This window comes from Cupriavidus sp. 01T418 (genome assembly GCF_056398885.1).
On the sequence record NZ_JBFTQG010000014.1, the window covers coordinates 91,789 to 114,031 of the forward strand.

17 protein-coding genes are annotated in these 22,243 nt (G+C 65.2%); 6 read left to right on the top strand and 11 right to left on the bottom strand.

Going from position 1 to position 22,243, the window contains the following annotated elements; translation table 11 throughout:
* Positions 1–179: 179 nt before the first annotated feature.
* From AC1DQ3_RS16610 to AC1DQ3_RS16620, 3 genes are all read right to left on the bottom strand, one after another.
* Positions 180–1,238 carry a beta-keto acid cleavage family enzyme gene (locus AC1DQ3_RS16610; protein ID WP_477121260.1) on the bottom strand — a complete coding sequence of 353 codons (1,059 nt, stop codon included), beginning with the start codon at positions 1,236–1,238 and terminating at the stop codon, positions 180–182.
* A gap of 194 nt (positions 1,239–1,432) precedes the next feature.
* Positions 1,433–2,428: a Bug family tripartite tricarboxylate transporter substrate binding protein gene (locus AC1DQ3_RS16615; protein ID WP_477121295.1), complete on the bottom strand. Its 996-nt coding sequence runs from the start codon at positions 2,426–2,428 to the stop codon at positions 1,433–1,435.
* Between the two features lie 202 nt (positions 2,429–2,630).
* A complete protein-coding gene (locus AC1DQ3_RS16620) occupies positions 2,631–3,197 on the bottom strand; it encodes an RBBP9/YdeN family alpha/beta hydrolase (protein ID WP_477121261.1) in 567 nt (188 codons plus the stop codon).
* Positions 3,198–3,389: 192 nt separating this feature from the next.
* Between AC1DQ3_RS16620 and AC1DQ3_RS16625 the strand changes: the two genes are divergently transcribed.
* Positions 3,390–4,439 (top strand): AraC family transcriptional regulator, encoded by a 1,050-nt coding sequence (locus AC1DQ3_RS16625; RefSeq protein WP_477121262.1) that lies wholly within the window; start codon positions 3,390–3,392, stop codon positions 4,437–4,439.
* A 430-nt stretch (positions 4,440–4,869) separates the two neighbouring features.
* On the opposite strand, the gene acnB is transcribed toward AC1DQ3_RS16625, so the two are convergent.
* The gene (gene acnB / locus AC1DQ3_RS16630) at positions 4,870–7,455 is read right to left on the bottom strand and encodes a bifunctional aconitate hydratase 2/2-methylisocitrate dehydratase (protein ID WP_477121263.1); all 2,586 of its coding nucleotides are present in this window, start codon (positions 7,453–7,455) and stop codon (positions 4,870–4,872) included.
* A gap of 158 nt (positions 7,456–7,613) precedes the next feature.
* The gene (locus AC1DQ3_RS16635; protein ID WP_477121264.1) at positions 7,614–8,537 is read right to left on the bottom strand and encodes a LysR family transcriptional regulator; all 924 of its coding nucleotides are present in this window, start codon (positions 8,535–8,537) and stop codon (positions 7,614–7,616) included.
* Between the two features lie 218 nt (positions 8,538–8,755).
* On the opposite strand from AC1DQ3_RS16635, the gene catA reads away from it, so the two are divergent.
* From catA to AC1DQ3_RS16660, 5 genes are all read left to right on the top strand, one after another.
* Complete coding sequence (catA, locus tag AC1DQ3_RS16640; RefSeq protein WP_477121265.1) at positions 8,756–9,676, top strand: catechol 1,2-dioxygenase; 921 nt, start codon at positions 8,756–8,758, stop codon at positions 9,674–9,676.
* Between the two features lie 119 nt (positions 9,677–9,795).
* Entirely contained in the window at positions 9,796–11,175 is a 1,380-nt protein-coding gene (gene benA / locus AC1DQ3_RS16645; protein WP_477121266.1) for a benzoate 1,2-dioxygenase large subunit, read from the top strand.
* Positions 11,172–11,675: a benzoate 1,2-dioxygenase small subunit gene (gene benB, locus AC1DQ3_RS16650; protein ID WP_477121267.1), complete on the top strand. Its 504-nt coding sequence runs from the start codon at positions 11,172–11,174 to the stop codon at positions 11,673–11,675. Before benA ends, benB begins: the two co-directional genes overlap by 4 nt.
* Before the next feature lie 25 nt (positions 11,676–11,700).
* The gene (gene benC, locus AC1DQ3_RS16655; RefSeq protein WP_477121268.1) at positions 11,701–12,720 is read left to right on the top strand and encodes a benzoate 1,2-dioxygenase electron transfer component BenC; all 1,020 of its coding nucleotides are present in this window, start codon (positions 11,701–11,703) and stop codon (positions 12,718–12,720) included.
* Positions 12,721–12,747: 27 nt separating this feature from the next.
* Entirely contained in the window at positions 12,748–13,533 is a 786-nt protein-coding gene (locus AC1DQ3_RS16660) for a 1,6-dihydroxycyclohexa-2,4-diene-1-carboxylate dehydrogenase (RefSeq protein WP_477121269.1), read from the top strand.
* Positions 13,534–13,548: 15 nt separating this feature from the next.
* Here the strand turns inward: AC1DQ3_RS16660 and AC1DQ3_RS16665 are convergent, their stop codons facing one another.
* From AC1DQ3_RS16665 to AC1DQ3_RS16690, 6 genes are all read right to left on the bottom strand, one after another.
* Positions 13,549–14,901, bottom strand: coding sequence for an MFS transporter (locus AC1DQ3_RS16665; protein ID WP_477121270.1), 1,353 nt, complete (start codon positions 14,899–14,901; stop codon positions 13,549–13,551).
* Between the two features lie 138 nt (positions 14,902–15,039).
* Positions 15,040–15,855, bottom strand: coding sequence for an enoyl-CoA hydratase/isomerase family protein (locus tag AC1DQ3_RS16670; protein ID WP_477121271.1), 816 nt, complete (start codon positions 15,853–15,855; stop codon positions 15,040–15,042).
* Between the two features lie 3 nt (positions 15,856–15,858).
* Positions 15,859–17,451 carry an AMP-binding protein gene (locus AC1DQ3_RS16675; RefSeq protein WP_477121272.1) on the bottom strand — a complete coding sequence of 531 codons (1,593 nt, stop codon included), beginning with the start codon at positions 17,449–17,451 and terminating at the stop codon, positions 15,859–15,861.
* Positions 17,444–18,007: a (2Fe-2S)-binding protein gene (locus tag AC1DQ3_RS16680; RefSeq protein ID WP_477121273.1), complete on the bottom strand. Its 564-nt coding sequence runs from the start codon at positions 18,005–18,007 to the stop codon at positions 17,444–17,446. The genes AC1DQ3_RS16675 and AC1DQ3_RS16680 overlap by 8 nt, the downstream gene beginning before the upstream one ends.
* Positions 18,004–18,819: an FAD binding domain-containing protein gene (locus AC1DQ3_RS16685; RefSeq protein ID WP_477121274.1), complete on the bottom strand. Its 816-nt coding sequence runs from the start codon at positions 18,817–18,819 to the stop codon at positions 18,004–18,006. The genes AC1DQ3_RS16680 and AC1DQ3_RS16685 overlap by 4 nt, the downstream gene beginning before the upstream one ends.
* Positions 18,816–21,863 (bottom strand): xanthine dehydrogenase family protein molybdopterin-binding subunit, encoded by a 3,048-nt coding sequence (locus AC1DQ3_RS16690; RefSeq protein WP_477121275.1) that lies wholly within the window; start codon positions 21,861–21,863, stop codon positions 18,816–18,818. The genes AC1DQ3_RS16685 and AC1DQ3_RS16690 overlap by 4 nt, the downstream gene beginning before the upstream one ends.
* Positions 21,864–22,243: the final 380 nt, after the last annotated feature.

The following is a 22,243-nucleotide window of genomic DNA, read 5'->3' on the forward strand; positions in this document are numbered from 1 at the left end:
CGAGGCCGTGTTTGAGATGCCACAGTGCATTTTTTTTTGCTCAAGGCTAAAGAATGCACCATGGCTCTCTTACAGCAAATGCCTGGCAGCACGTTGGTAAAAACCAGCATGCTGCCTCGCTCCGCCCGTAGCAATGACGCAGCCGGGAATCGGATGATGAGTTGAGTTGAGTTGAGCCCTCAGGCCGTCTTGAGCAGATACCCCTGGGTTCCGCCCTTACGATTGGGGGCAAAGCCGTTCGCTTCCAGCGTTTCCTCGACGGTGTCATAGAACACGCCGATCTTGCAGATCTCACGTGCCTCCTTGGCACTTGCGATAGGACGGCCGAACTCGCGCGAAATACGCACCAGTTGCTCGATCTGAGACACACTGCTAGCCTTACCGTTGCGCTGCTGGTTCCAGACACCGTCTTCAATGCCGCAGCGCACATGCAAGCCCATGGCGATACCCATCATGTTCACCGGCAGCACGTTGCGCTGGTTGCTTTCCACGGTCAGCATGGCGCCATCTGGCACATCGCGAACGATATTGGCGAGGCTATAGATACTGGGCTTGTCAAAGCCGCCGCTGAGTGCTACCCAATTCATTACCAGCGGGCCCTTGTAGATGCCGCGGCGCATCAGCCGCTCCACCGTCTCGAAGCTGTTGATGTTGTAGCATTGAAAGGCACTCTGGATACCTGCCTTGCTAAGACGGCGAATATGCTCCTCCACCCAACCCGGACCAGAGGGAACGATCATCTCCTTGTATGCGCTGTAGTAGGCTGGAACCCCCCGCGAAAGGCCCGCGTAGTCTGCGTCTTCGGCGTGCTCGGTAACATTCATCAAGGTCGTGTTGACGGTAACGGTTACCTGGTCTGGTTTGGGATCCAGTTCGGCCAGCATGTGGCGGGTGTCGTCGCTCAGCCATTTGGCGGCTTCGCCTTCGCCTTCGGGGGCAAAACTGATGGAGCCCCCCACCTGGATAATCATCTCGGGCACGGCCTTGCGCACGCCGGCAATCAACTCGTTGAACTTGGACAGGCGCTTGCTGCCCTTGCCATCCGCTTCGCGCACATGCAGATGCAGCACGGTTGCGCCTGCGTTATAACAATCCACGGCCTTTTGGATCTGTGCTTCCATGGATACGGGGATGTCCTCAGGGAAGTCTGAAGGCAAATAACCCGGCGCATATGGCGCAGCGGTAATAACCAGGGGTTGCTGGTTTTCGGGATACAGGTGGCCGTCAAGAAAGTTCATTATTAGTCTCCGATTAAAAGTTAAATAAACTGATTTCGCTTGCAAGCGCTGTCATGGCAGCAGAAAACATTGCCACAACTAAATCTCAATCTTCGTGGTATTTTGATAAAGCTTGCCGTGATAAGAATCGCGCCGACCATCATGTCAATCGACCTGCAATCCGGGAGAGGTCCACAAGAGCGGTTCCCTGGCGTTTATTCAGGCTGATAGTTAATGGACTTCAGGATCTCATCCTGTTTCTTGTACGCCTGCTTCAGGCCGGCTGCCAGCTCCTCGGGCGTGTCATTGCTTCCAGGCTCCATGCCCATTTCACGCAGTTTTTTCTGGGTATCCGGCTGCGCGAAGAATTTCAGCGAGGCATCACGAATCGCTTGCTGGGCTTCGGCTGGCGCAGCGGGATTCGCCCAAACGCCCATCCAGCCAGTAGTATCTGCAAGTTGCGGATAGCCCAGCTCTTTGAATGTGGGCACATTCGGCAATTCAGATGCACGCGTTGGGTAGTTCACGGCCAGCGCCTTGATCTTGCCAGCCTTGATGAGCGGCAGCGACGTCAACAAGCCATCCATCATCAAGGGCACATGCCCTCCCATCAGATCGGTCAGCCCAGGCGGCGATCCTTTGTAGCCCACATGCCTCATCGAAATGCCTAGCAGTTGCCCCAGCAACATCCCCGATGTATGGGCACGCATACCCGTCGCGTAGGAAGCGAACAGCACGCCCTCTTTCTGCGCCTTGCCGTACTCGGCCAACTGCCGCAGGTTGTTGACCGGCAATTCATTGTTGGCGACCAGCACCAGTGCTGTGCGGCTGAGCTGTGCCAGCGGCTTCAGGTCCTTGAACGGCTGGTAGTGCACCTTGATGGCCAGCGGCGTTTCGCTGACGGCACCGCCCTGGATCACCAGAAAGGTCGAGCCATCCTTGCCGTTATTGATCAGATCGCTGATTGCCAAGGCTCCAGCCGCACCCGGCTTCGATTCGACAATCACGGGCCTGCCCAGCTTCTGGTGCAACCCTTCGGCCAGCACGCGCGCCACCGCATCGGCGGTACCGCCGCCGGGCCCCCCCACGACCAGGCGCAGGGGCTTGCTCGTCCAACTCACCTGCGCATGCGCGGCAGGCACGCCGCACGCCAGCCCCAAGGCTGCCGCCAGCACCCAGCGACGCCCTTGCATTCTGTAATTCTTGTGCATATGGTCTCCTCTCATTTTCTTGTGCATATGGTCTCCTCTCGTTTCTGCAAAATCATTGCGGCGGCCGCGCCATCGAACAGTGCGCACGGAACCTTGGCATCGGGCCAAGGTCCTGCAGCGCGGGATAAGCAGGCAGCTCTTGCGTTGAGAGCTGCCCTTTGCTCAGTCAGCGGTGCGACGTAGCCTCAGTGCACCTCGGAGATCAGAGCGCTGCGTCGAGCTGCGCAATCAACTGTTCGGCCATCGGCCATGGGCCGTAGCCCGATGCCGGGTTCAGGTGACCGACCTTGCCCAGGTCCGTCGTGTCGCTGCCCCAGGCTAGTGCGAGTTCGAGAACCCTGTACAGCTCGCCCAGCGGATCGTCCTGGCTGGTCGCGACCAGGCTTGGAAACGGTAGCCGCTGGCGCGGTACCGGGAGCCAACCGCTGGCCTGTATCGCGGACAGTGTCGGGTAGCCTTCCGGCATGGGGCGTTCAAAGTCAGGTGGGCATGCCAGAAGCGCGCCCTTGATTCGTGCCGCGTGTGCGGTTGTCAGGGCCCAGTGAGCAAGCATGATGCAGCCGCCACTGTGGGCGACCAGCACGACTGGCCCGTCGATGGCTGCCACCGCCTGCTCGATCGCCGCGACCCGGCGGGAGCAGTCAAGATTTTCCCGCCCCATGGGCGGCACCGTACGGGCATCGGGCAACCGCTCCGCCAGCAATGTTTGCCAATGCTGCGCAACCTCGTCACGCAGACCGGGCACGATGAGCACAGTGGATCTTGTCATGATGGAATTCCGTTTGAGCTGGTGCAGCACGCGAGCTTGCCAACGGCTCGCGTCTACTCCTGATGTTGGTATGCAGTCCTGCACCGCGGGCTGGCCCCCCATGGAACCAAGGCCAGCATCCGAAGGATACCTCTGCAACGTCGGTATCGATGTATCATTTGGGACGTGTAATGTCTAAATTGGGACACAACCATGCCGCAGCACATCCCCCTGGTCCGAAGCGCCAGCCTTGCCGGCTACGCGGAACTGGCGCGCTACCACGGACTCAATCCGGACGGCCTGTTGCGCAAGGCAGGACTGAATCCCCGCAGCCTTCTCGACCCGGACACACCTGTCAGTACCGCAGCAGTACGCCGAGTACTTCAGGACAGCGCCCAGGCGGCAGGTGTGGAGGACTTCGGGTTGCAACTCGCCATGAACCGGCGACTGTCCAACATGGGGCCGATCAGCGTTGTGATGCGGGAAGCCCCAAATGTGCGGCAAGCGCTGGAGAACCTGTGTCGATACATGCGGCTGATCAATGCCACGCTGTTGACCAGCATTGAGGACTACGAGGACGCTGTGCTGATTCGAGAGAAGATGCTGGACACCGGCAGGCTCCCAGTGCGGCAGTCGATTGAACTGGCAGTGGGCGTGCTATACCGGACCATCGAAGAGCTATTGGGGCCAACATGGCGTCCCCGAAGCGTTTGTTTCGAGCACCGTCCACCGCGCAATGCCTCATGTCACAAGGCACTGTTCGGCGTCGCCGTCGAGTTCAATGCGAGTTTCAACGGCATCGTCTGCGCCGCGCGGGATCTGGCTGTACCGATATCTGGCAATGACTACCGCATGGCGCCATATGTCCGTCGATTTCTGGACCAGGCGCTTTCTGATTCAGTTGAAAGCGCGACGCACACCGTTCGGCATGTCGTGGTTGCCATGTTGCCCAGCGGAAGGTGTACGTCGGATCAGGTGGCAAAGCACCTTGGGGTAGACCGCAGAACATTGCATCGCCGTCTTTCCGCAGAGGGCGTAAGTTTCTTCTCCTTGCTTCAGTCGATCAGGGCTGAACTCGCGTCCCGCCAGATACTCGACAGCGACCGCTCGCTCGCCGAACTCGCGGATCTTCTCGGATTCTCAAGTGCCAGCGCTTTCGCCTTCTGGTTCAGAAAGCACTTTGGCATGACCGTTTCAAAGTGGAAACAACATGCATTGACTGAAGAAGACAGTTGTCTGTCGACGCCAGAGCGTCTGGCGTGATTGGCGTACCACTGCCCGGATGTCGCCGCGCTGACTCCCCTGGTGAGTGGCTCGACCGGCCTGATACAGCCTTCGGCTGTAGGGAGAAGGACCGTCAATGGCACGCCGGAGCCACGGGTCGTGCAAGGACTTTAATGTCCGAGGTCACTAGCGTAGCCAGAGTTGGGGCGTTATGGCGGCCGGAATGGTGTCTGGAGGGACACTCGGCCTGCGAGAGGTGGGATTGAGCTTGATATGCCTTTAAAACACAAAGCTCAAAAAAATTGGGAGGGCAACCCCAGTGGTCGGCATGGGCAAAATGCTCGCACCGGACCATGCATTGGTTAATGCCAATGCCGCCCCTGGCGCGCGTTTCCGGGCAAACAGGGGACGGTCATTGGCGACTAGTAATGCGTAGTACCAAGGCGTATCTGTCGAAAACCGGTGCCGCTTACAGCGTCACGGTATCCGCCACGTCCTTGAAGTCTTCGATCTGGTCGAAGTTCATGTACTTGTAGATCTTGTCGCCGTTGGCGTTCAGCACGCCCATGTCCGACATGTACTCTTCCTTGGTCGGGATGCGGCCCAGGCGCGAGCAGATCGCCGCCAGTTCGGCCGAACCCAGGTACACATTGGTGTTCTTGCCGAGACGGTTGGGGAAGTTGCGGGTGCTGGTCGACATCACCGTCGCGCCTTCACGCACTTGCGCCTGGTTACCCATGCACAGCGAGCAGCCCGGCATTTCGGTGCGGGCGCCTGCGGTGCCGAAGACGCCGTAGTGGCCTTCTTCGGTCAGCTGCTTGGCGTCCATCTTGGTCGGCGGGGCAACCCACAGCTTGACCGGGATATCGCGCTTGCCTTCGAGCAGCTTGGAGGCTGCGCGGAAGTGGCCGATGTTGGTCATGCACGAACCGATGAAGACTTCGTCGATCTTGGCGCCAGCCACTTCCGACAGGGTCTTGACGTCATCCGGGTCGTTCGGGCAGGCCAGGATGGGCTCATGCACGTCGGCCAGGTCGATCTCGATCACGGCGGCGTACTCGGCGTCGGCATCCGGCTCCAGCAGCTTCGGATCGGCCAGCCAGGCTTCCATGGCCTGGATGCGGCGCGTCAGGCTGCGCGGGTCCTGGTAGCCTTCGGCGATCATCCACTTCAGCAGCGTGATGTTGCTGTTGATGTATTCGATGATCGGTTCCTTGTTCAGGCGCACCGAGCAACCGGCGGCCGAACGCTCCGCGGAAGCGTCGGACAGCTCAAACGCTTGCTCGACCTTCAGGTCGGGCAGGCCTTCGATTTCCAGCACGCGGCCAGAGAAGATGTTCTTCTTGCCTTGCTTGGCCACGGTCAGGAGGCCCGCCTTGATGGCGTACAGCGGAATGGCATTGACCAGGTCGCGCAGCGTCACGCCGGGCTGCATCTTGCCCTTGAAGCGCACCAGCACGGATTCCGGCATGTCCAGCGGCATCACGCCGGTGGCGGCGGCGAATGCCACCAGGCCCGAACCTGCCGGGAAGCTGATGCCGATCGGGAAGCGGGTGTGCGAGTCGCCGCCGGTGCCGACGGTGTCGGGCAGCAGCATGCGGTTCAGCCACGAGTGGATCACGCCGTCGCCCGGGCGCAGCGAGATGCCGCCACGGGTGCTGATGAACTTGGGCAGCGTGTGGTGGGTCTTGACGTCGACCGGCTTCGGATACGCCGCGGTGTGGCAGAACGACTGCATCACCAGGTCGGCCGAGAAGCCCAGGCAAGCCAGGTCCTTCAGCTCGTCGCGGGTCATCGGGCCAGTGGTGTCTTGCGAGCCCACCGAGGTCATCTTCGGTTCGCAGTAGGTGCCCGGGCGGATGCCCTGGCCTTCCGGCAGGCCGCAGGCGCGGCCAACCATCTTCTGGGCCAGCGTGAAGCCCTTGCCGGTGTCGGCCGGGTTGTTCGGCAGGCGGAACAGCGTGGACGGAGCCAGCCCGAGCGACTCGCGAGCCTTGGCGGTCAGGCCACGGCCAACGATCAGGGGAATACGGCCGCCGGCGCGCACTTCGTCGAACAGCACGTCGGACTTGACGGTGAATTCGGCGATGACCTGGCCATTCTTCAGGGCCTTGCCGTCATAGGGGCGCAGTTCGACCACGTCGCCCATTTCCATTTGCGACACGTCCAGCTCGATCGGCAGCGCGCCTGCGTCTTCCATGGTGTTGTAGAAGATCGGGGCAATCTTGCTGCCCAGGCACACGCCGCCGAAACGCTTGTTCGGCACGAAGGGGATGTCTTCGCCGGTGAACCACAGCACCGAGTTGGTGGCTGACTTGCGCGAGGAACCGGTACCGACCACGTCGCCCACGTAGGCAACCAGGTTGCCCTTGTCCTTCAGCGATTCGATGAACTTGACCGGGCCGCGCTTGCCGTCTTCTTCCGGGGTGATGCCCGGGCGCGCGTTCTTGAGCATCGCCAGCGCGTGCATCGGGATGTCCGGGCGGGTAGTGGCGTCCGGGGCGGGCGACAGATCGTCGGTATTGGTTTCGCCGGTGACCTTGAACACGGTCACGGTCAGGCTTTCCGGCACTTCCGGACGGCTGGTGAACCATTCGGCATCGGCCCAGCTTTGCAGCACCGACTTCGCGTTGGCGTTGCCCTTGTCGGCCTTTTCCTTGACGTCATGGAAGGCATCGAACATCAGCAGCGTCTTCTTGAGCGCTTCGGCGGCAACGGTGCCGATCTCGGCATCGTCCAGCAGTTCGATCAGCGGGGAAATGTTGTAGCCACCCAGCATGGTGCCCAGCAACTCGGCTGCCTTGGCGCGCGAGATCAGCGGGCAGACTTCCTTGCCCAGCGCGACGGCGGCCAGGTAGGAGGCCTTCACCTTGGCGGCATCGTCCACGCCGGCCGGCACGCGATGCGTGACCAGGTCGACCAGGACCTGCTCTTCACCCGCAGGGGGCGCTTTCAGCAATTCGATCAGCTCCGCGGTCTGCCTGGCGGTCAGCGGCAGAGGAGGAATGCCAAGCGCGGCGCGTTCGGCAACATGGGCGCGATAGTTTTCAAGCATGGGAACCTGCGGAGTAATAGGGTTGCAAAAACCGGTTGTGCCGCGATTCTAAAGGGAAGTGCGTTTTAGGTCAAACGTCTTATATCTTATATAAGAGTGGATAAAGAAAAATCCAATAAAATCAACGGTCACCCTCTCCAGGCCGCCATTCCTCCGCGCTAGCCCTGCTCCTTGCCCGGGGGCAGGTACACCAGCTTCTCCTCTTCATACAGCCGGTAGATCGTGTCGAGCATGCTGCGGATTTCCTCCGTCTCGTCGAGCCTGCGCGTGCTCATGATGATGGGGGACACCAGGTTGGGATCGTCCAGTTCCAGGTAGCTGATGTCGTCCCGCTTGAGGCCATGCACGCTGCTCGGGACGATGGCAATGCCCTCCCCCGCCGCCACCAGCCCCAGCGCGATCTGCAGCTCTCGCGCCTCATGGATGCGCCCCGGCTGCAAGGCACGGTCGTGGAACGCCGCCAGCACCTGGTCGGCATAGCTGGGACGGGGCGCCTTGGGAAAGATGATCAGGGTCTCGCCCAGCAGGTCGTGCAGCGACACCACGTGCTTGACCAGCGACAGCGGATGTCCGACCGGCAGCGCCACGATCATCCGCTCCTCGCGCAGCACGACCCGGCGCACGCTGGGGTCTTCGTGCCGTATGCGGCCAAACCCCACGTCGATGGTGCCCTGCTTGAGCGCCGCGATCTGGTCCATGGTGGTCATCTCGTGCAGGCTGAGCTCGATCTCGGGGTGCGCCGTGCGGAAGCGCCGGATGATCTTGGGCAGCATGCCGTACAGCGTCGAGCCGACAAAGCCGAGCGACATCTTCCGCTCGATCTGCCCCACCCGCCGGGTCATCGACTCCAGCTCCGCGGCCTGCGCCAGCAGTTGCAGGGCGTGCGCATGGAAGAAGCGCCCCGCCTCGGTCAGCCTGAGCGGCCGCGCGTTGCGCTCGAATAGCTGCACCCCCAGGCCCTCTTCCAGCTGCTGGATCTGACGGCTTAGCGGTGGCTGGGCGATATGCAGCCGTTCGGCGGCGCGAGTGAAGTTGAGTTCCTCCGCGACGGCGACAAAGTAACGTAAGTGACGCAAGTCCACGACTATACCTTTTGAGTATTCAGCCGATACTAAAACAGTGTTGGACCGCCAAATTTAGCGCTCCTATTCTTCGCATCAGGCTGTGACAACGATTTTTTATACCTTTTTGGCATTCTAATTCGAATCGCACCGCCCCGCCGATGACCTTGCGCCGAGGCGCAAGCGAGGCCCTGCAAGACGGGCCCCACCCAGAAAACCAGAGACAAGGAGCAGACAAAATGACTCACCCGGAAATCGAAGCGCTGGTGAAAGCGTTCGTCGTCGACACCGCCAAGGGCCATGTCGACGCGCGTGCGCAAAGCGTGGTGGTCCGCCTGGCCACCGACCTGTTCAAGGCCATCGAGGATCTTGACCTGAGCGCCAGCGAAGTCTGGAAAGGCATCGAGTACTTCGCCGAGGCCGGCGCCAGCCAGGAGCTCGGCCTGCTGGCCGCCGGCCTGGGCCTGGAGCGCTTCCTGGATATCCGCGCCGACGAAGCGGAGGCGAAGGCCGGCCTGATCGGCGGCACCCCGCGCACCATCGAGGGCCCGCTGTACGTAGCCGGCGCACCGTCCAGCGTGGGCGTTGCCCGGCTCGACGACGGCAGCGAGGACGGCAAGGGCGAAGTGCTGTTCATGCAGGGCACGGTGTTCGGCGTCGACGGCAAGCCGCTGCCCGGCGCCTCGGTGGAGGTCTGGCACGCCAACCTGCTGGGCAACTACTCGTTCTTCGACAAGACCCAGTCGGACTTCAACCTGCGCCGCACCATCGTGACCGATAGCGAGGGCCGCTACCAGTTCCGCAGCAACGTGCCGATGGGCTATGGCTGCCCGCCGCAAGGCACCACCCAGCGTTTGCTGGACCTGCTGGGCCGCCATGGCCGCCGTCCCGCGCACATCCACTTCTTCGTGTCCGCGCCCGGCCATCGCAAGCTGACCACCCAGATCAATATCGACGGCGATGCGTACCTGTGGGACGACTTCGCCTTCGCCAGCCGCGAGGGGCTGGTGCCGGCGGTCGAGCGCATCGATGCGCCGCAGGAAATTGCCGCGCGCGGCCTGAACAAGCCGTTCGCCTCGATCGATTTCGATTTCCGCCTGTACGGTGATTGCGCGGCAGCGCCGGCACCGGAAGTCGAGCGCACGCGCGCCGCCGCGTAAGCGGTCCCCACGACAGGAACCACGCGGCCGGCGCACCCGCCGGCCGCGCAAGCAACATCAGGGCCGCCTGAGGACCCCTCACGGCCCCGCGCATCCGCCACGGATGCTGGAGACACCTCATGATCCCCATTTACCCGGACCACAGCCCGACCCTGAAGCGACTGGACGACTACCTGGTGGAGAACCGCGAAACCGGCGACTACCGGCTGCATCGCAGCGCCTTCACCGACCAGGCCCTGTTCGAACTCGAGATGAAGCATATCTTCGAGGGCAACTGGATCTACCTGGCGCATGAAAGCCAGATCCCCAACAACAACGACTACTACACCACCTACATCGGCCGCCAGCCGATCGTGATCGCGCGCAACCGCCAGGGCGAACTCAACGCGCTGATCAACGCCTGCACGCACCGCGGCGCCATGCTGTGCCGCCACAAGCGCGGCAACAAGGCCACCTACACCTGCCCCTTCCATGGCTGGACCTTCAACAACAGCGGCAAGCTGCTCAAGGTCAAGGACCCGGAAGGCGCCGGCTACCCCGATTGCTTCAACAAGGAAGCCTCGCACGACCTGAAGAAGGTGGCGCGCTTTGAGAACTATCGTGGTTTCCTGTTCGGCAGCCTGAACCCGGATGTGGCGCCGCTCAAGGATTTCCTGGGCGAAGCCGCCAAGATCATCGACATGATCGTGGACCAGTCCATCGACGGGCTCGAAGTGCTGCGCGGCGCTTCCACCTATACCTTCGAAGGCAACTGGAAACTGCAAACGGAGAACGGCGCCGACGGCTACCACGTCTCCGCAGTGCACTGGAACTACGCCGCCACCACCAACCACCGCAAGCAGGAGAACCTCCGCGAGGACAAGATCCGGGCCATGGACGCGGGCAACTGGGGGCGGCAAGGGGGCGGCTTCTACGCCTTCGATCACGGCCATATGCTGCTGTGGTCGCGCTGGGCCAATCCGGAAGACCGGCCCAACTTCAGCCGGCGCGAGGAGTTCGCCGAGCGCTGCGGCGCGCAGACGGCGGACTGGATGATCCAGAACTCGCGCAACCTGTGCCTGTATCCCAACGTCTACCTGATGGACCAGTTCGGCTCGCAGATCCGCGTGCTGCGCCCGCTGTCCGTGAACAAGACCGAAGTCACCATCTACTGCATCGCGCCCAAGGGCGAGGCGGACGAGGCGCGCGCCCGCCGCATCCGCCAGTACGAGGATTTCTTCAACGTCAGCGGCATGGCCACGCCGGACGACCTGGAAGAATTCCGTGCCTGCCAGCAAGGCTATGCCGGCAGCGCGCTGGAGTGGAACGATATGTGCCGCGGCGCCACGCACTGGGTGGAAGGCGCCGACGAAGCCGCGCAGAAGATTGGCCTCAAGCCGCTGATGAGCGGCGTCAAGACCGAGGACGAAGGCCTGTACACCGTGCAGCACCGCTACTGGCTGGACGTCATGAAGAAAGCCACCGGCGCCGAAACCAGCAAGGCAGGGAGCGAAGCATGAGCACCACCGCCGCCACCACCAGCCTTGCCGATATCCAGGCCTTCCTCTACCGGGAAAGCCGCCTGCTGGACGACGAACAATGGGATGAATGGCTGGCCTGCTATCACCCGGATGCCGCGTTCTGGATGCCGTCCTGGGACGACGACGACACGCTGGTGACCGATCCGCAGCGCGAGATCTCGCTGATCTACTACCCGAGCCGCCAGGGCCTGGAAGACCGCGTGTTCCGCATCAAGACCGAGCGTTCCAGCGCCACCATGCCGGACACGCGCACCAGCCACCACATCAGCAACGTGGAACTGGAGCGCGCGGAAGGCAGCGTCTGCACGGTGCGCTTCAACTGGCACACGCTGAGCCACCGCTACAAGACCAACTACAGCTACTTCGGCATGTCGCGCTACGTCATCGACTTTGCCGGCGAGCGCCCGCAGATCCTGGACAAGTACGTCGTGCTGAAGAACGACTACATCAACCAGGTCATCGACATCTATCACATCTGAGCGGACGCGCCGGAGGAAACACGCCATGGAATACAACATCGCCTTGCAGTTCGAAGACGGCGTCACCCGCTTCATCACCTGCGCCGCCAACGAGACCCTGTCCGATGCCGCCTATCGCCAGCAGATCAATATCCCGCTGGACTGCCGCGATGGCGCCTGCGGCACCTGCCGCGGCCTGTGCGAGTCCGGCGAGTACGACCTGCCCGAGTCGAGCTATATCGAAGACGCCCTGACGCCCGAGGAAGCGGCCAAGGGCTATGTGCTGGCCTGCCAGACGCGCCCGCGCTCGGATTGCGTGATCAAGGTGCCGGCATCGTCGGCCGCGTGCAAGACGGGCGTGACCCGCTTCCAGGGCAAGCTGGCGGCGGTGGACAAGCTGTCGGACTCCACCATCGCCTTCTCGATCGACCTCGGCGAGACCGCCGCGCCGACCTTCCTGGCGGGGCAGTATGTCAACGTGGAAATCCCGGGCACCGGCCTGACCCGCTCCTACTCGTTCAGCTCGGCCCCCGGCGCCACGCGCACTGCGTTTGTGGTGCGCAACGTGCCCAACGGCCGCATGAGCGAGTTCCTGAGCAAGGAGGCGCAGCCCGGCCAGCCGATTTCCTTCGCCGGCCCCTACGGCAGCTTCTACCTGCGCGAGGTGACCCGCCCGGTGCTGTTCCTGGCGGGCGGCACCGGCATCGCGCCGTTCCTGTCCATGCTGGACGTGCTGGCCGCGAACGGCAGCCAGCATCCGATCCGCCTGGTATACGGCGTGACGCATGACATCGATCTGGTGGCCCTGGAACAGCTCGACGAGGCACAGCGCAAGCTTGCCGGCTTCGAGTACCGCACCTGCGTGGTCGAGCCCGCCAGCAGCGAAACCCGCAAGGGCTATGTGACGCAGCACGTGGAGCAGGACTGGCTCAACGGCGGGGATGTCGACATCTACCTGTGCGGCCCGGTCGCCATGGTGGACGCGGTGCGTGGCTGGCTGCAGGACGCCGCGGTGACGCCGGGCAGCTTCCACTATGAAAAATTCTCGGCCAGCAACGCTGCCTGATCACACGCCACGGAACGCAGACACGCCATGAACACAAACGCGCGCTTTAGCGAAAAAATCGCCATCGTCACCGGCGCGGCGCAAGGGATCGGCCGCGGCGTGGCGCTCGCCGCCGCCGCCGAGGGCGCCCGCCTGGTGCTGGTCGACCGCTCGGAACTGGTGCAGGAGGTCGCCGCGGAAGTCGTCGCCAATGGCGGCCAGGCACTGGCAGTACAGGCCGATCTGGAAACCTACGCCGGCGCCTGCCAGATGGCCAGCGCCGCGCTGCAGGCCTACGGCCGCATCGATGTGCTCGTCAACAACGTGGGCGGCACCATCTGGGCCAAGCCCTACCAGGAATACGAGGAAGCGCAGATCGAAGCCGAGATCCGCCGCTCCCTGTTTCCCACGCTGTGGTGCTGCCGCGCCGTGCTGCCCGCCATGATCGGGCGCAGGCAGGGGACGATCGTCAATGTCTCGTCCATCGCCACGCGCAGCATCTACCGCGTACCCTACGCGGCCGCCAAGGGCGGCGTCAATGCGCTGACCGCCAGCCTCGCCTTCGAGCACGCGCAGGACGGCATCCGCGTCAACGCGGTCGCCACCGGCGGCACCGAGGCGCCGCCGCGCAAGGTGCCCCGCAACACGGCGGAACCAACCCCGCAGGAAGCCGCCTGGTACCAGGGCATCGTCGACCAGACCATCGCCTCCAGCCTGATGCACCGCTACGGCACCATCGGCGAACAGGTGCGCGCCATCCTGTTCCTGGCCTCCGACGAGGCCTCCTATATCACCGGCACGGTCCTGCCGGTGGGCGGTGGGGATCCGGGCTAAGCCGCGCGGGGCGGTTCAGCGCGCCCCGGGCTGCGCGGATGCCCCGTCGCGCATACGGCCCAAGGTCTCCGGCACGATCAGCGCCCCTGCCAGGTACACCAGGGTGACCAGGCCCAGGAAGGCCGCCAGCACCTGCGGCAGCGCCGCCGGCGAGCTGGCCACCAGCGAGGCAAAGGTAGGCATGGTGCCGCCAATGGCAAAGCCGATATTCCAGGACAGACCCGTGCCGGTCGCGCGAATGCTGGTGGGAAAGCGCTCGTTGAGGAAGATCAGGATGGGCGCGAACCCGGCGCAGCCCAGCATGCTCAGGATCACCGAGTAGAAACCAAGCATCGCGACGTTTGGCGCCGTCGGCATCAGCAGGTAGAGCGCGGGCAGCACGACCAGGCTAAGCGTGCCGATCAGCAGGAAGGCGCGCTTGCGCCCCACCACCGAGCTAAGATGGCCGGCCAGCACCGATGCGACGATGACCCCCAGGCTGCTCGCCATGAGAATGGCCGCACCCTCGCCGGCTGGCGCCTTCACCACCACCTTGAGGAAGGTAGGCAGGTAGCCCGACGTCAGGTAGTAGGCGCTGCCGCCGCCGACGGTCAGCAGGATATTGACCAGCAGGACGCCCCGGTACTGACGGGAGAACAGGGTGCGCAACGGGTTCTCCACCGGCGCCGCGTGGCCCTTGGCGGCCTGCAACTGCTTCCACAGCGGAGACTCTTCCAGCGAATTGAAGATCAGCAGGCCGAGCACCGAGCTGACAATGCCGGAAAAGAACATGCAGCGCCAGCCCCAGTCATCGAAGGCCTCGCCGGGGAAGAGCGCGGTCATTGCCATATAAATAACAGAGGCCAGCAGCGCGCCCAGCCCGGCACCGCCGCCGCCCACCAGCCCGGACACCGCGCCGCGCCATGAGGGCGGCACCGACTCCGTACCGATGGTATGGGTGGAAGCCACCACGCCGCCCACGAAGACGCCCTGCACCAGCCTCAGCAGGATAAACAAGGCCGGCGCCAGCAGCCCGGCATGGGCCACCGTGGGCAACAGGCCGAAGGCCGCCGTGGACAAGCCCACCCCGGTGACGGCGACCACCATCGCGCCCTTGCGGCCGTGACGGTCGGCGTAGGAGCCGAATATGGCCGAGCCGATCGGACGCATCAGCAGCGTCACGGCGAACGACGCGTAGACCGCCGCCAGCGACAGCATGGCGTGCTCGGACGGAAAGAACAGCTTGCCGATCACCGGCGCCACGAACAGCAGGATGAACAGGTCGAACAGGTCCAGCGCCCAGCCCATGCACGACGCGGCCACGGCGCCAAGGACCTGGCGGTTGCTTGGGGCTGGCAGCGCCGCGATTTTTTCTACTGCGACTTCCATGGTTGTCTCCTTTGGTTGGATCTCGGTGAATCTCCGCGGATCTCTTCTGCGTCAGCGGTGCCAGCCGCCAGGCAAGCGCCTCCCCGCGATGCGCGGCCAGCGCGCTTCGTTGCCTGTGGGTCGCGCCCGCCGATGGCATCAGCTGCCCTGGAACGCGGGCTTGCGCTTGCCGTGGAAAGCTTCCACGCCCTCTCGGAAGTCGTCCGAGCTGCGCAAGCGGCTATAGCAGTGCCCTTCCAGCTCGATGGCGATCGACAGCGGCGCGTCCTCGGTGTCGTTGAGCAGCTTCTTGGCAGTGCGCTGCGCCAGCGGCGAGAAGCCGCGCAGTTCGTCGACCAGCGCATCGGTGGCGGCTTCCAGTTCGGTGTCGGCCACGCATTCCACCGCGATGCCCCACGCATGGGCTTGCTTGCCCGAGATGCGGCGCGAGCGCATCACGATGTCCTTGGTGCGGCCGATGCCCACCATCTTCTGCAGCCGGGCCGAGCCGCCCGAGCCCGGGATCTGCCCGAGCTTCTGCTCGGGCAGCGCGTACTGCGTGGTCTCGGTGGCGATGCGGAAGTCGCAGGCCAGCGACAGCTCGAAACCCACGCCGAAGCAATAGCCACGGTTGGCGGCTATCACCGGCTTGCTGCAGCGCGCCGGCGCCGCCACGTTCCAGGCCAGTTGCGACACATGCTCGGGCGACGCCTCCAGGAAGCCCTTGATATCGCCGCCGCTGGAGAAATGCTCGCCCTGCGCGCGCAGCACGATCACGCGCACGCGCTCGTGCGCATCCAGCGCCTCGAACACCGCGCGCAGCTGGTCGCGCGCGGGCATGGAGATGACGTTGTAGGGCGGGCGGTGCAGGATGATGTCCGCGCGCTCGCGCGCGGCATCGATCTGCACGGAAAAGCCGTCGAGTTCCTGCAAGCGTTGCTGGTCGGGATTGATCAGTCCGGTTACCTGGGTCATGTCTTACTCCTTGATGGTGTCGGCTGGCGCGGCGTGCGCGGCCTGATTGGGGTTGGGCTTGGGGTTGACGGAATGCGGGGCCAGCGCGTACTCGCCGGCGGACAGCTTGCGGCGCAGGATCTTGCCCACCGGCGACCTGGGAATCTCCGCCACGAAGACGTAGTCGCGCGGGCGCTTGAAGTTGACGAGGTCGGAGCTTCGGCAATAGGTGTCCAGCGCCTGCGCATCGACGCTGCCGCGCGGCTTGACGAAGGCCACCACCTTCTGGCCCCAGCGCGCGTCGGGCACGCCAGCCACCGCTACCTCGTCCACCGCAGGATGCAGCGACAGCACCGATTCGATATCGGCCGGCGAGATGTTCTCGCCGCCGCTGATGATCATGTCGTCGACCCGGCCGCTGACGAAGAGGTCGCCGTCGGCATCGAAGTAGCCGGTGTCGCCGGTGAAGTACCAGCCATCGCGCAAGGACTTGGCGTTGGCGTCGTCGCGGTTCCAGTAGCCTTCGAAGGCCTCGTCGCCGCGCAGGTCGGCAATGATCTGGCCTTCCTCACCGATGGCTGCCAGATCGTCGGGCGACCTTGCCTCCAGACGCACCACGCGCAGCCGCGTGTTGATGCCGGCGCGGCCCGCGCTGCCGGGCTTGCGGGTGGCGTGCTGGTCGATGCTGAAGGTGTACACCTCCGACGAGCCGTAGTGGTTCACGAACAGGTGCGGCTCGAAGGCCAGCGCAAGGCGGTGCAGCAGCCCGTCGCTCATCGAGGCGCCGGCAAAACCGAGCTTGGTCACGGTGCGCACCGCCGTGGTGTCGAAACCCGGATCGGCCAGCAGATCGTGGTACAGCGTGGGCACCAGGTACAGGCAGCTCACACGGTGGGCGGCGATCTCCTGCAGCGCCTGCCCGGCGTTCCAGCGCCGTATGCAAACGAACAAGCCATCCACCAGCGCCATCGCCAGCAGCGAGCGCACGCCCATGGTGTGGTACAGCGGCATCACCCCAAGGGTGCGCTCGCCGTAGCGATACAGGTTCTGCGCCACGTGCGCGAGCGCGGCGGCGCGCTCCTGCCGGTGCCGGCGCGGCACGCCCTTGGGCTTGCCCGTGGTCCCGGAGGTGTAGAGCATCAGCGAAACATCGCCCGCTTCGGCCAGCGGCGCCGCGGCCGGCGCAATGCTGTCCAGCAGCGAGGCGAAGGACATCCAGCCGCCGGCCGCGCCATCGAGCGCAATACACGGCACGGCCTGCGCCGCCGGGCTGGCCAGCACGGCATCGGCGCTGACCGGCTCGAACACCAGCGCCTTGACACCGGCATCGCGCACGCAATACTCCAGCTCCTCCGGCTTGGCCCGCCAGTTCAGCGGCACCATCACGATGCTGGCGAACTGGCAGGCCCAGTGCAGCGTGCCCAATTCCCAGCGGTTCTGCAAGACGGCCAGCAAGCGATCGCCCGGTTCCAGCCCCAACTCGCGCAGGCCGGCCGCCACGCGGCGGATGCGCTCGTACCATTGCGCATAGGTGAGCATCAGGTCGCCATCGACGATGGCGGGCGCGTGCGGGCTGCGCTCGACGCTCTGCAGGAAGGTGCGGCCAAGATCAAGCATCGCAGGCCTCCTCGCTGGTCGCGCCGGCAGCGGCACGGCGCGCGGCCACGTCGAGCACGGCGGCCACGATGGGGGTGTAGCCCGTGCAGCGGCACAGGTGGCCGGAGAGCATGTCGCGCACCTGCGCCTCGGTGGGTGCCGGCACGCGCTCCAGGTAGTCCGCGCACGACATCAGAATGCCGGCTGTGCAAAAGCCGCACTGCAACGCGTGGTGGCGGCGGAAGGCTTCCTGCAGGTCGCCCAGGCCTACGGCCGGCGCCAGGCCTTCGACGGTATCGATGGCCCGGTCCTCGGCCTGCACCGCCAGCATCAGGCAGGAACGCGCGGCCACGCCGTCGACGTGTACCGTGCAGGCGCCGCAGACGCCGTGCTCGCAGCCGACATGGGTGCCGGTGGCGCCCAGTTGGTGGCGCAGGAAGTCCGACAGCAGCTCGCGCGGCTCGCACCAGCCGCTGCGTTCGCGGCCGTTCAGGGTGAGGGTGATGCGGCGCCGCTCCTGGCGCGACATCACCCCGGCTGGCTTGCCCAATGGGCTGCCCTTGATGGTCTTGCTCATTTTGCCTCCTCGATCACGCGCATTCCCAGTTGCCGCACCAGGTGCCGGCGGTACTGCGCGCTGACATGGGCGTCGTCCTGCGCGCCCAGCTTCCAACTGAAATCGTTGATGGCTTCCACCAAGTCCTTGCCTCGCAGCCGCGGCCAGGTCTCCAGCACCGGCCGGTCCGCAACGCCGCCGACCGCCAGCGCGATGGCGTCGTCGGTGACGGTGGCCGCGCAGGCCACCAGCGCAAAGTCGCCGTGGCGCGCGGAGAATTCGGCAAAGCCGTAGCGCGCGCCGGGGCGCCGCAGTGCAAAGCGCACTGCCTCCACCAGTTCATCGGGCTCGCGCGCCGTCATCAACATGCCCTGGAAGAAGCTGGCCGCGGGCAACACGCGGCGCTGTCGCGCGGAGCGCAGCACCACTTCGCCGCCCAGCGCGGTCAGCACCAGCGGCAGCTCGGCGCTGGGGTCGGCATGGGCGACCGAGCCGCACACAGTGCCGCGGTTGCGGATCTGGAAGTGCGAGATATGCGGGAAGGCCATGGCCAGCAGCGGCACCTCGTCGGCCAGCGTGCTGCGCCATTCGACGCTGCCCTGCGTGGCCGCGGCGCCCACTACCAGGTGCCCGTCTTCCACGCGCACCGTGTTCAGCTCAGCGGTGCGCGAGATATCGACAAGCAGTTGCGGCTGCGCCAGGCGCATATTGAGCACCGCCATCAGCGACTGGCCGCCGGCCAGCACGCGCGCGCCCTCGCCGCCACGAGCCAGCGCCTCCAGCGCGTGCTGCGTGGTTTCGGCGCGCAGGTAATCGAATGCGGACGGTTTCATCGGCGGACTCCCAAACGTGCCAGCAGGCGGGCCAGCCAGCCTTGCGGCCGTACCGGCCTGCCGGCGGCCTGGCGGCCGAGCGATTCGAACAACTGGCGCAGCACCACCTTGGCCGCGCCCTCCAGCATGCGTCCGCCCACGGCTGCGACCTTGCCGGATACCTCGGCCTCGTAGTCGTAGCTGAGGCGCGTGCCGCTGCCATGCGGGACCAGTTCCACCAGGCCGGCGCCGCGCGCGCTGCCCAGCGCGGACATGCCGGCACCCGCCAGCCGCAGCCGGCGCGGGGGATCGAGGTCCGACAGCGCGATCTCCGCCTCGAAGCGCGCCTTGATCATGCCCACCCCCACCGTCACGTCGGCGCGGTAGTGGTTCTCGGCGGTGCGTTCCAGCGCGTGGCAGCCGGGCACCACCTTGGCCAGCGCCTGCGGGTCGAGCAGCACGGCGAAGATGGCCTCGGGCGTGGCGTCGAGATCGACCGAACCGCGCGCGGTAAGCGCCTTGCCGCTGCCCTTGCGGGCCGTGGGTGCGGCGGCCTGGCGCATGGCTTCGAGCAGTTCGGGACGCGAGGGCGGCGGGTCGTCGAAGCCAACCATCGCCATCACCTTGGCCGGGGTCAGTGGCAGGCGGATATCCTGCACGCCGAGCGCGTCGGCCACCGCATTGGCGATGCAGGGCGGCGTGCTCATGTTGTTGCCCTCGCCCAGGCCCTTGGCGCCCAGCGGCGTGAAGGGGCTCGGCGTTTCCAGGTGCACGATCACCGCATCGGGCACCTCGCAGGTGGTCGGCATCAGGTAATCCGCCAGCGTGCCGGACTGGAAGCTGCCGTCGGCGCCATAGCGGAACTCTTCCATCAGCGCCGCGCCCAGCCCCTGGGCGAAGGCGCCGCGGATCTGGCCGTCGGCCAACGCCGGGTTGAGCAGCGTGCCGGCGTCGTGCGCGGTCACATAGCGGTCGATGCGCACGCGCCCGGTGGCGCGGTCGATCTCCACGCCGCACATATCGAAGGCGAAACCGTAGGCGGCCGAGGTATTGATGCGGTCCAGGTCGTCCGGCGCTTCCAGGTTGGGCGGCGACCAGAACACCGTCTCGCGCAGGCCCGGCTCCTCGCCCGCCGGCAGCAGTTGCGGCGACCAGTGCGGCGCATTGCTGGCCACGCGCGCGAACGGCAGGCCGGCTTCGGGCGCGCCTTTGCGGGCAATGCGGCCGTCCTCGAATACCACGTCGGCCGGCGTGCAGCCGAACTGCGGCGCCACGATACGCGCCAGCTTGTGGCGCACCCGCTCGGCGGCCAGGTGCACGGTGCCGGCCACGGCGCCGGCGAAGCGGCTCGAGTAGTTGCCGGCAGCGACCGACCACGCATCCTTGTGCGTATCGAACTCGACGTTCACCACCACATCGGCCGGGTCCACGCCAAGCACATCGGCCACCACTTGCGCGCACACCGTCATATGCCCCTGCCCGGCCGGCGTCGAGGCGATGGTCACCACCACGCCGCCGAGCAGGTCGACGCTGACCGTGGCGCTGGCGATGGCGCCGTTCTTCGGCCCCGCCTTCTTGCGCGCCTCGGCGGGCATGGCCGTGGTGATATAGCCCATGTTCGACACCGAGGGCTCGACGATGGCGGCAAAGCCGATGCCATACAGCCGGCCCTCGCCGCGCGCGGCGTCGCGGCGGCCTTTCAGTTCCTCGTAGCCGCCCTCCTCCAGCGCGCGCGCCAGCGCCAGTTGGTAGTTGCCGGAGTCCAGCAGCGCACCGGCCGCCGCACGGTAGGGAAAGGCGTCGGCGGCGACGAAGTTGCGGCGATACACATCGAGCGGATCGAGCCCGAGTTCCGTCGCGATGCGGTGCACCAGGCGTTCCAGCGCGAAGTAGACCTGCGGGCCGCCAAAGCCGCGCACCAGGCCGGTGGGCGTCTTGTTGGTCATCACCACGCGATTGCGCACCAGCAGGCTGGGGATGTCGTAGGCACCGGTCAGGCAGCCGTGCATGCGGTAGAAGGTGGCGGGCTCCGGCGCGCGCAGGTAGCCGCCGCAGTCTTCGATCTGGTCGTAGGACAGCGCTTTGATGCGGCCGTCGGCCTCCACCGCGGCTTCCAGCGTGGACAACCGCGCGGTGGCGGAGGTGGCAGCACTGAGATGTTCGAGCCGGTCTTCCACCCATTTCACCGGCGCGCCCGCCTTGCGCGAGGCCAGGCACATCAGCACGGCATAGGGAAACACCGCCTGCTTGACGCCGAAGCTGCCGCCGGAATCGCGCGGCGCCTTGTGGCGCAGCCGGTTGGCCGGCACCTTGAGGGCCATGGCCATCACCGCATGCAGCGAGAACGGCCCCATGAAGTTGGAGGTGACGTCGTAGCCTTCATCGCCGGGCAGGCATTCGGCGATCACCACGCCGCATTCGATCGGGGTGCAGGTGTTGCGCGGATAGTGCGCGGTCAGCGTAACCCGGTGCGGCGCGGTGGCAAAGGCGGCTTCGGGCTCGCCGTAGCGGAAGTGCCGGTCGCTCACCACATTGGCGCCCACGCCAGGATGCAGGATGGGCGCATCGTCGGCCAGCGCGGCCTCGATCGAAACGACCGGTGCCAGCACGCGGTAATTCACCCGCACCAGGTCGAGCGCGTCCTCGGCCAGGGCGCGGCTCTCGGCCATCACCACTGCCACCGGTTCGCCAACATAGCGCACGCGGTCCATGGCCAGGGTCCATTGTTCCATCGGCGCCTTCACGCCGACCACGAAGGGCCGCGACCAGGCTGGCAGGTCGGCGCCGGTCAGCACCGCGTGCACGCCCGGCGCGGCAAGCGCCGCGCTGGCATCGATGGTGCCGAGTTCGGCATGGGCATGCGGCGAACGCACGATGGCGGCATGCAGGGTGCCGGGCTTCACGCCGAGGTCGTCGGCATAGCGGCCACGCCCGGTGAGGATCGCAGCGTCCTCGAACCGCTCCATCGGGCGGCCGACATGGCGCTGGCGTTCCGGCGCGGCGGCGGGCGCCGTGTCGAGGTGGATGGCCGCCGCCGCGGGCGGCAGGTTGCGCTTGTCGCTCATGACCGTCCCTCCCGGGTGGCAGGCCAGGGGCGGTCCATCCGGTTAGCGGGGATCGTGGGCCGGCACAGGAGGATGCCGCGCGGTGCAGGGCGAATGCGCGCTGCCGCTGTCTCCTGTGTCGTGCCGGTCACGCCGCCAGCATCGCATTTGTTCATTCCTGACTCCATTCCGCGCGCCGGACCTGGTAGGCGAAGCCGCCGGGCCGTGCAACTCTGAACAGGAGCTTAGTGAGAATGCGGTATTAGTTCTAATATTGTTTATTGATCAACTACATCATTTATAATGATGCATACGCTGGCGTATCTTACGGCTAGATGGCAGGTACTTGACTGTAGTTTCCACGGAAATAAAGAGATTTAGCCTTGATTTCAACCATTGAT

Excerpts from the sequence above, each read along its gene's own strand:
- AC1DQ3_RS16610 (WP_477121260.1), bottom strand. The coding sequence starts at position 1,238 with ATGAACTTTCTTGACGGCCACCTGTATCCCGAAAACCAGCAACCCCTG.
- AC1DQ3_RS16615 (WP_477121295.1), bottom strand. The coding sequence starts at position 2,428 with ATGCACAAGAATTACAGAATGCAAGGGCGTCGCTGGGTGCTGGCGGCA.
- AC1DQ3_RS16620 (WP_477121261.1), bottom strand. The coding sequence starts at position 3,197 with ATGACAAGATCCACTGTGCTCATCGTGCCCGGTCTGCGTGACGAGGTT.
- AC1DQ3_RS16625 (WP_477121262.1), top strand. The coding sequence starts at position 3,390 with ATGCCGCAGCACATCCCCCTGGTCCGAAGCGCCAGCCTTGCCGGCTAC.
- acnB (WP_477121263.1), bottom strand. The coding sequence starts at position 7,455 with ATGCTTGAAAACTATCGCGCCCATGTTGCCGAACGCGCCGCGCTTGGC.
- catA (WP_477121265.1), top strand. The coding sequence starts at position 8,756 with ATGACTCACCCGGAAATCGAAGCGCTGGTGAAAGCGTTCGTCGTCGAC.
- benA (WP_477121266.1), top strand. The coding sequence starts at position 9,796 with ATGATCCCCATTTACCCGGACCACAGCCCGACCCTGAAGCGACTGGAC.
- benB (WP_477121267.1), top strand. The coding sequence starts at position 11,172 with ATGAGCACCACCGCCGCCACCACCAGCCTTGCCGATATCCAGGCCTTC.
- benC (WP_477121268.1), top strand. The coding sequence starts at position 11,701 with ATGGAATACAACATCGCCTTGCAGTTCGAAGACGGCGTCACCCGCTTC.
- AC1DQ3_RS16660 (WP_477121269.1), top strand. The coding sequence starts at position 12,748 with ATGAACACAAACGCGCGCTTTAGCGAAAAAATCGCCATCGTCACCGGC.
- AC1DQ3_RS16665 (WP_477121270.1), bottom strand. The coding sequence starts at position 14,901 with ATGGAAGTCGCAGTAGAAAAAATCGCGGCGCTGCCAGCCCCAAGCAAC.
- AC1DQ3_RS16670 (WP_477121271.1), bottom strand. The coding sequence starts at position 15,855 with ATGACCCAGGTAACCGGACTGATCAATCCCGACCAGCAACGCTTGCAG.
- AC1DQ3_RS16675 (WP_477121272.1), bottom strand. The coding sequence starts at position 17,451 with ATGCTTGATCTTGGCCGCACCTTCCTGCAGAGCGTCGAGCGCAGCCCG.
- AC1DQ3_RS16680 (WP_477121273.1), bottom strand. The coding sequence starts at position 18,007 with ATGAGCAAGACCATCAAGGGCAGCCCATTGGGCAAGCCAGCCGGGGTG.
- AC1DQ3_RS16685 (WP_477121274.1), bottom strand. The coding sequence starts at position 18,819 with ATGAAACCGTCCGCATTCGATTACCTGCGCGCCGAAACCACGCAGCAC.
- AC1DQ3_RS16690 (WP_477121275.1), bottom strand. The coding sequence starts at position 21,863 with ATGAGCGACAAGCGCAACCTGCCGCCCGCGGCGGCGGCCATCCACCTC.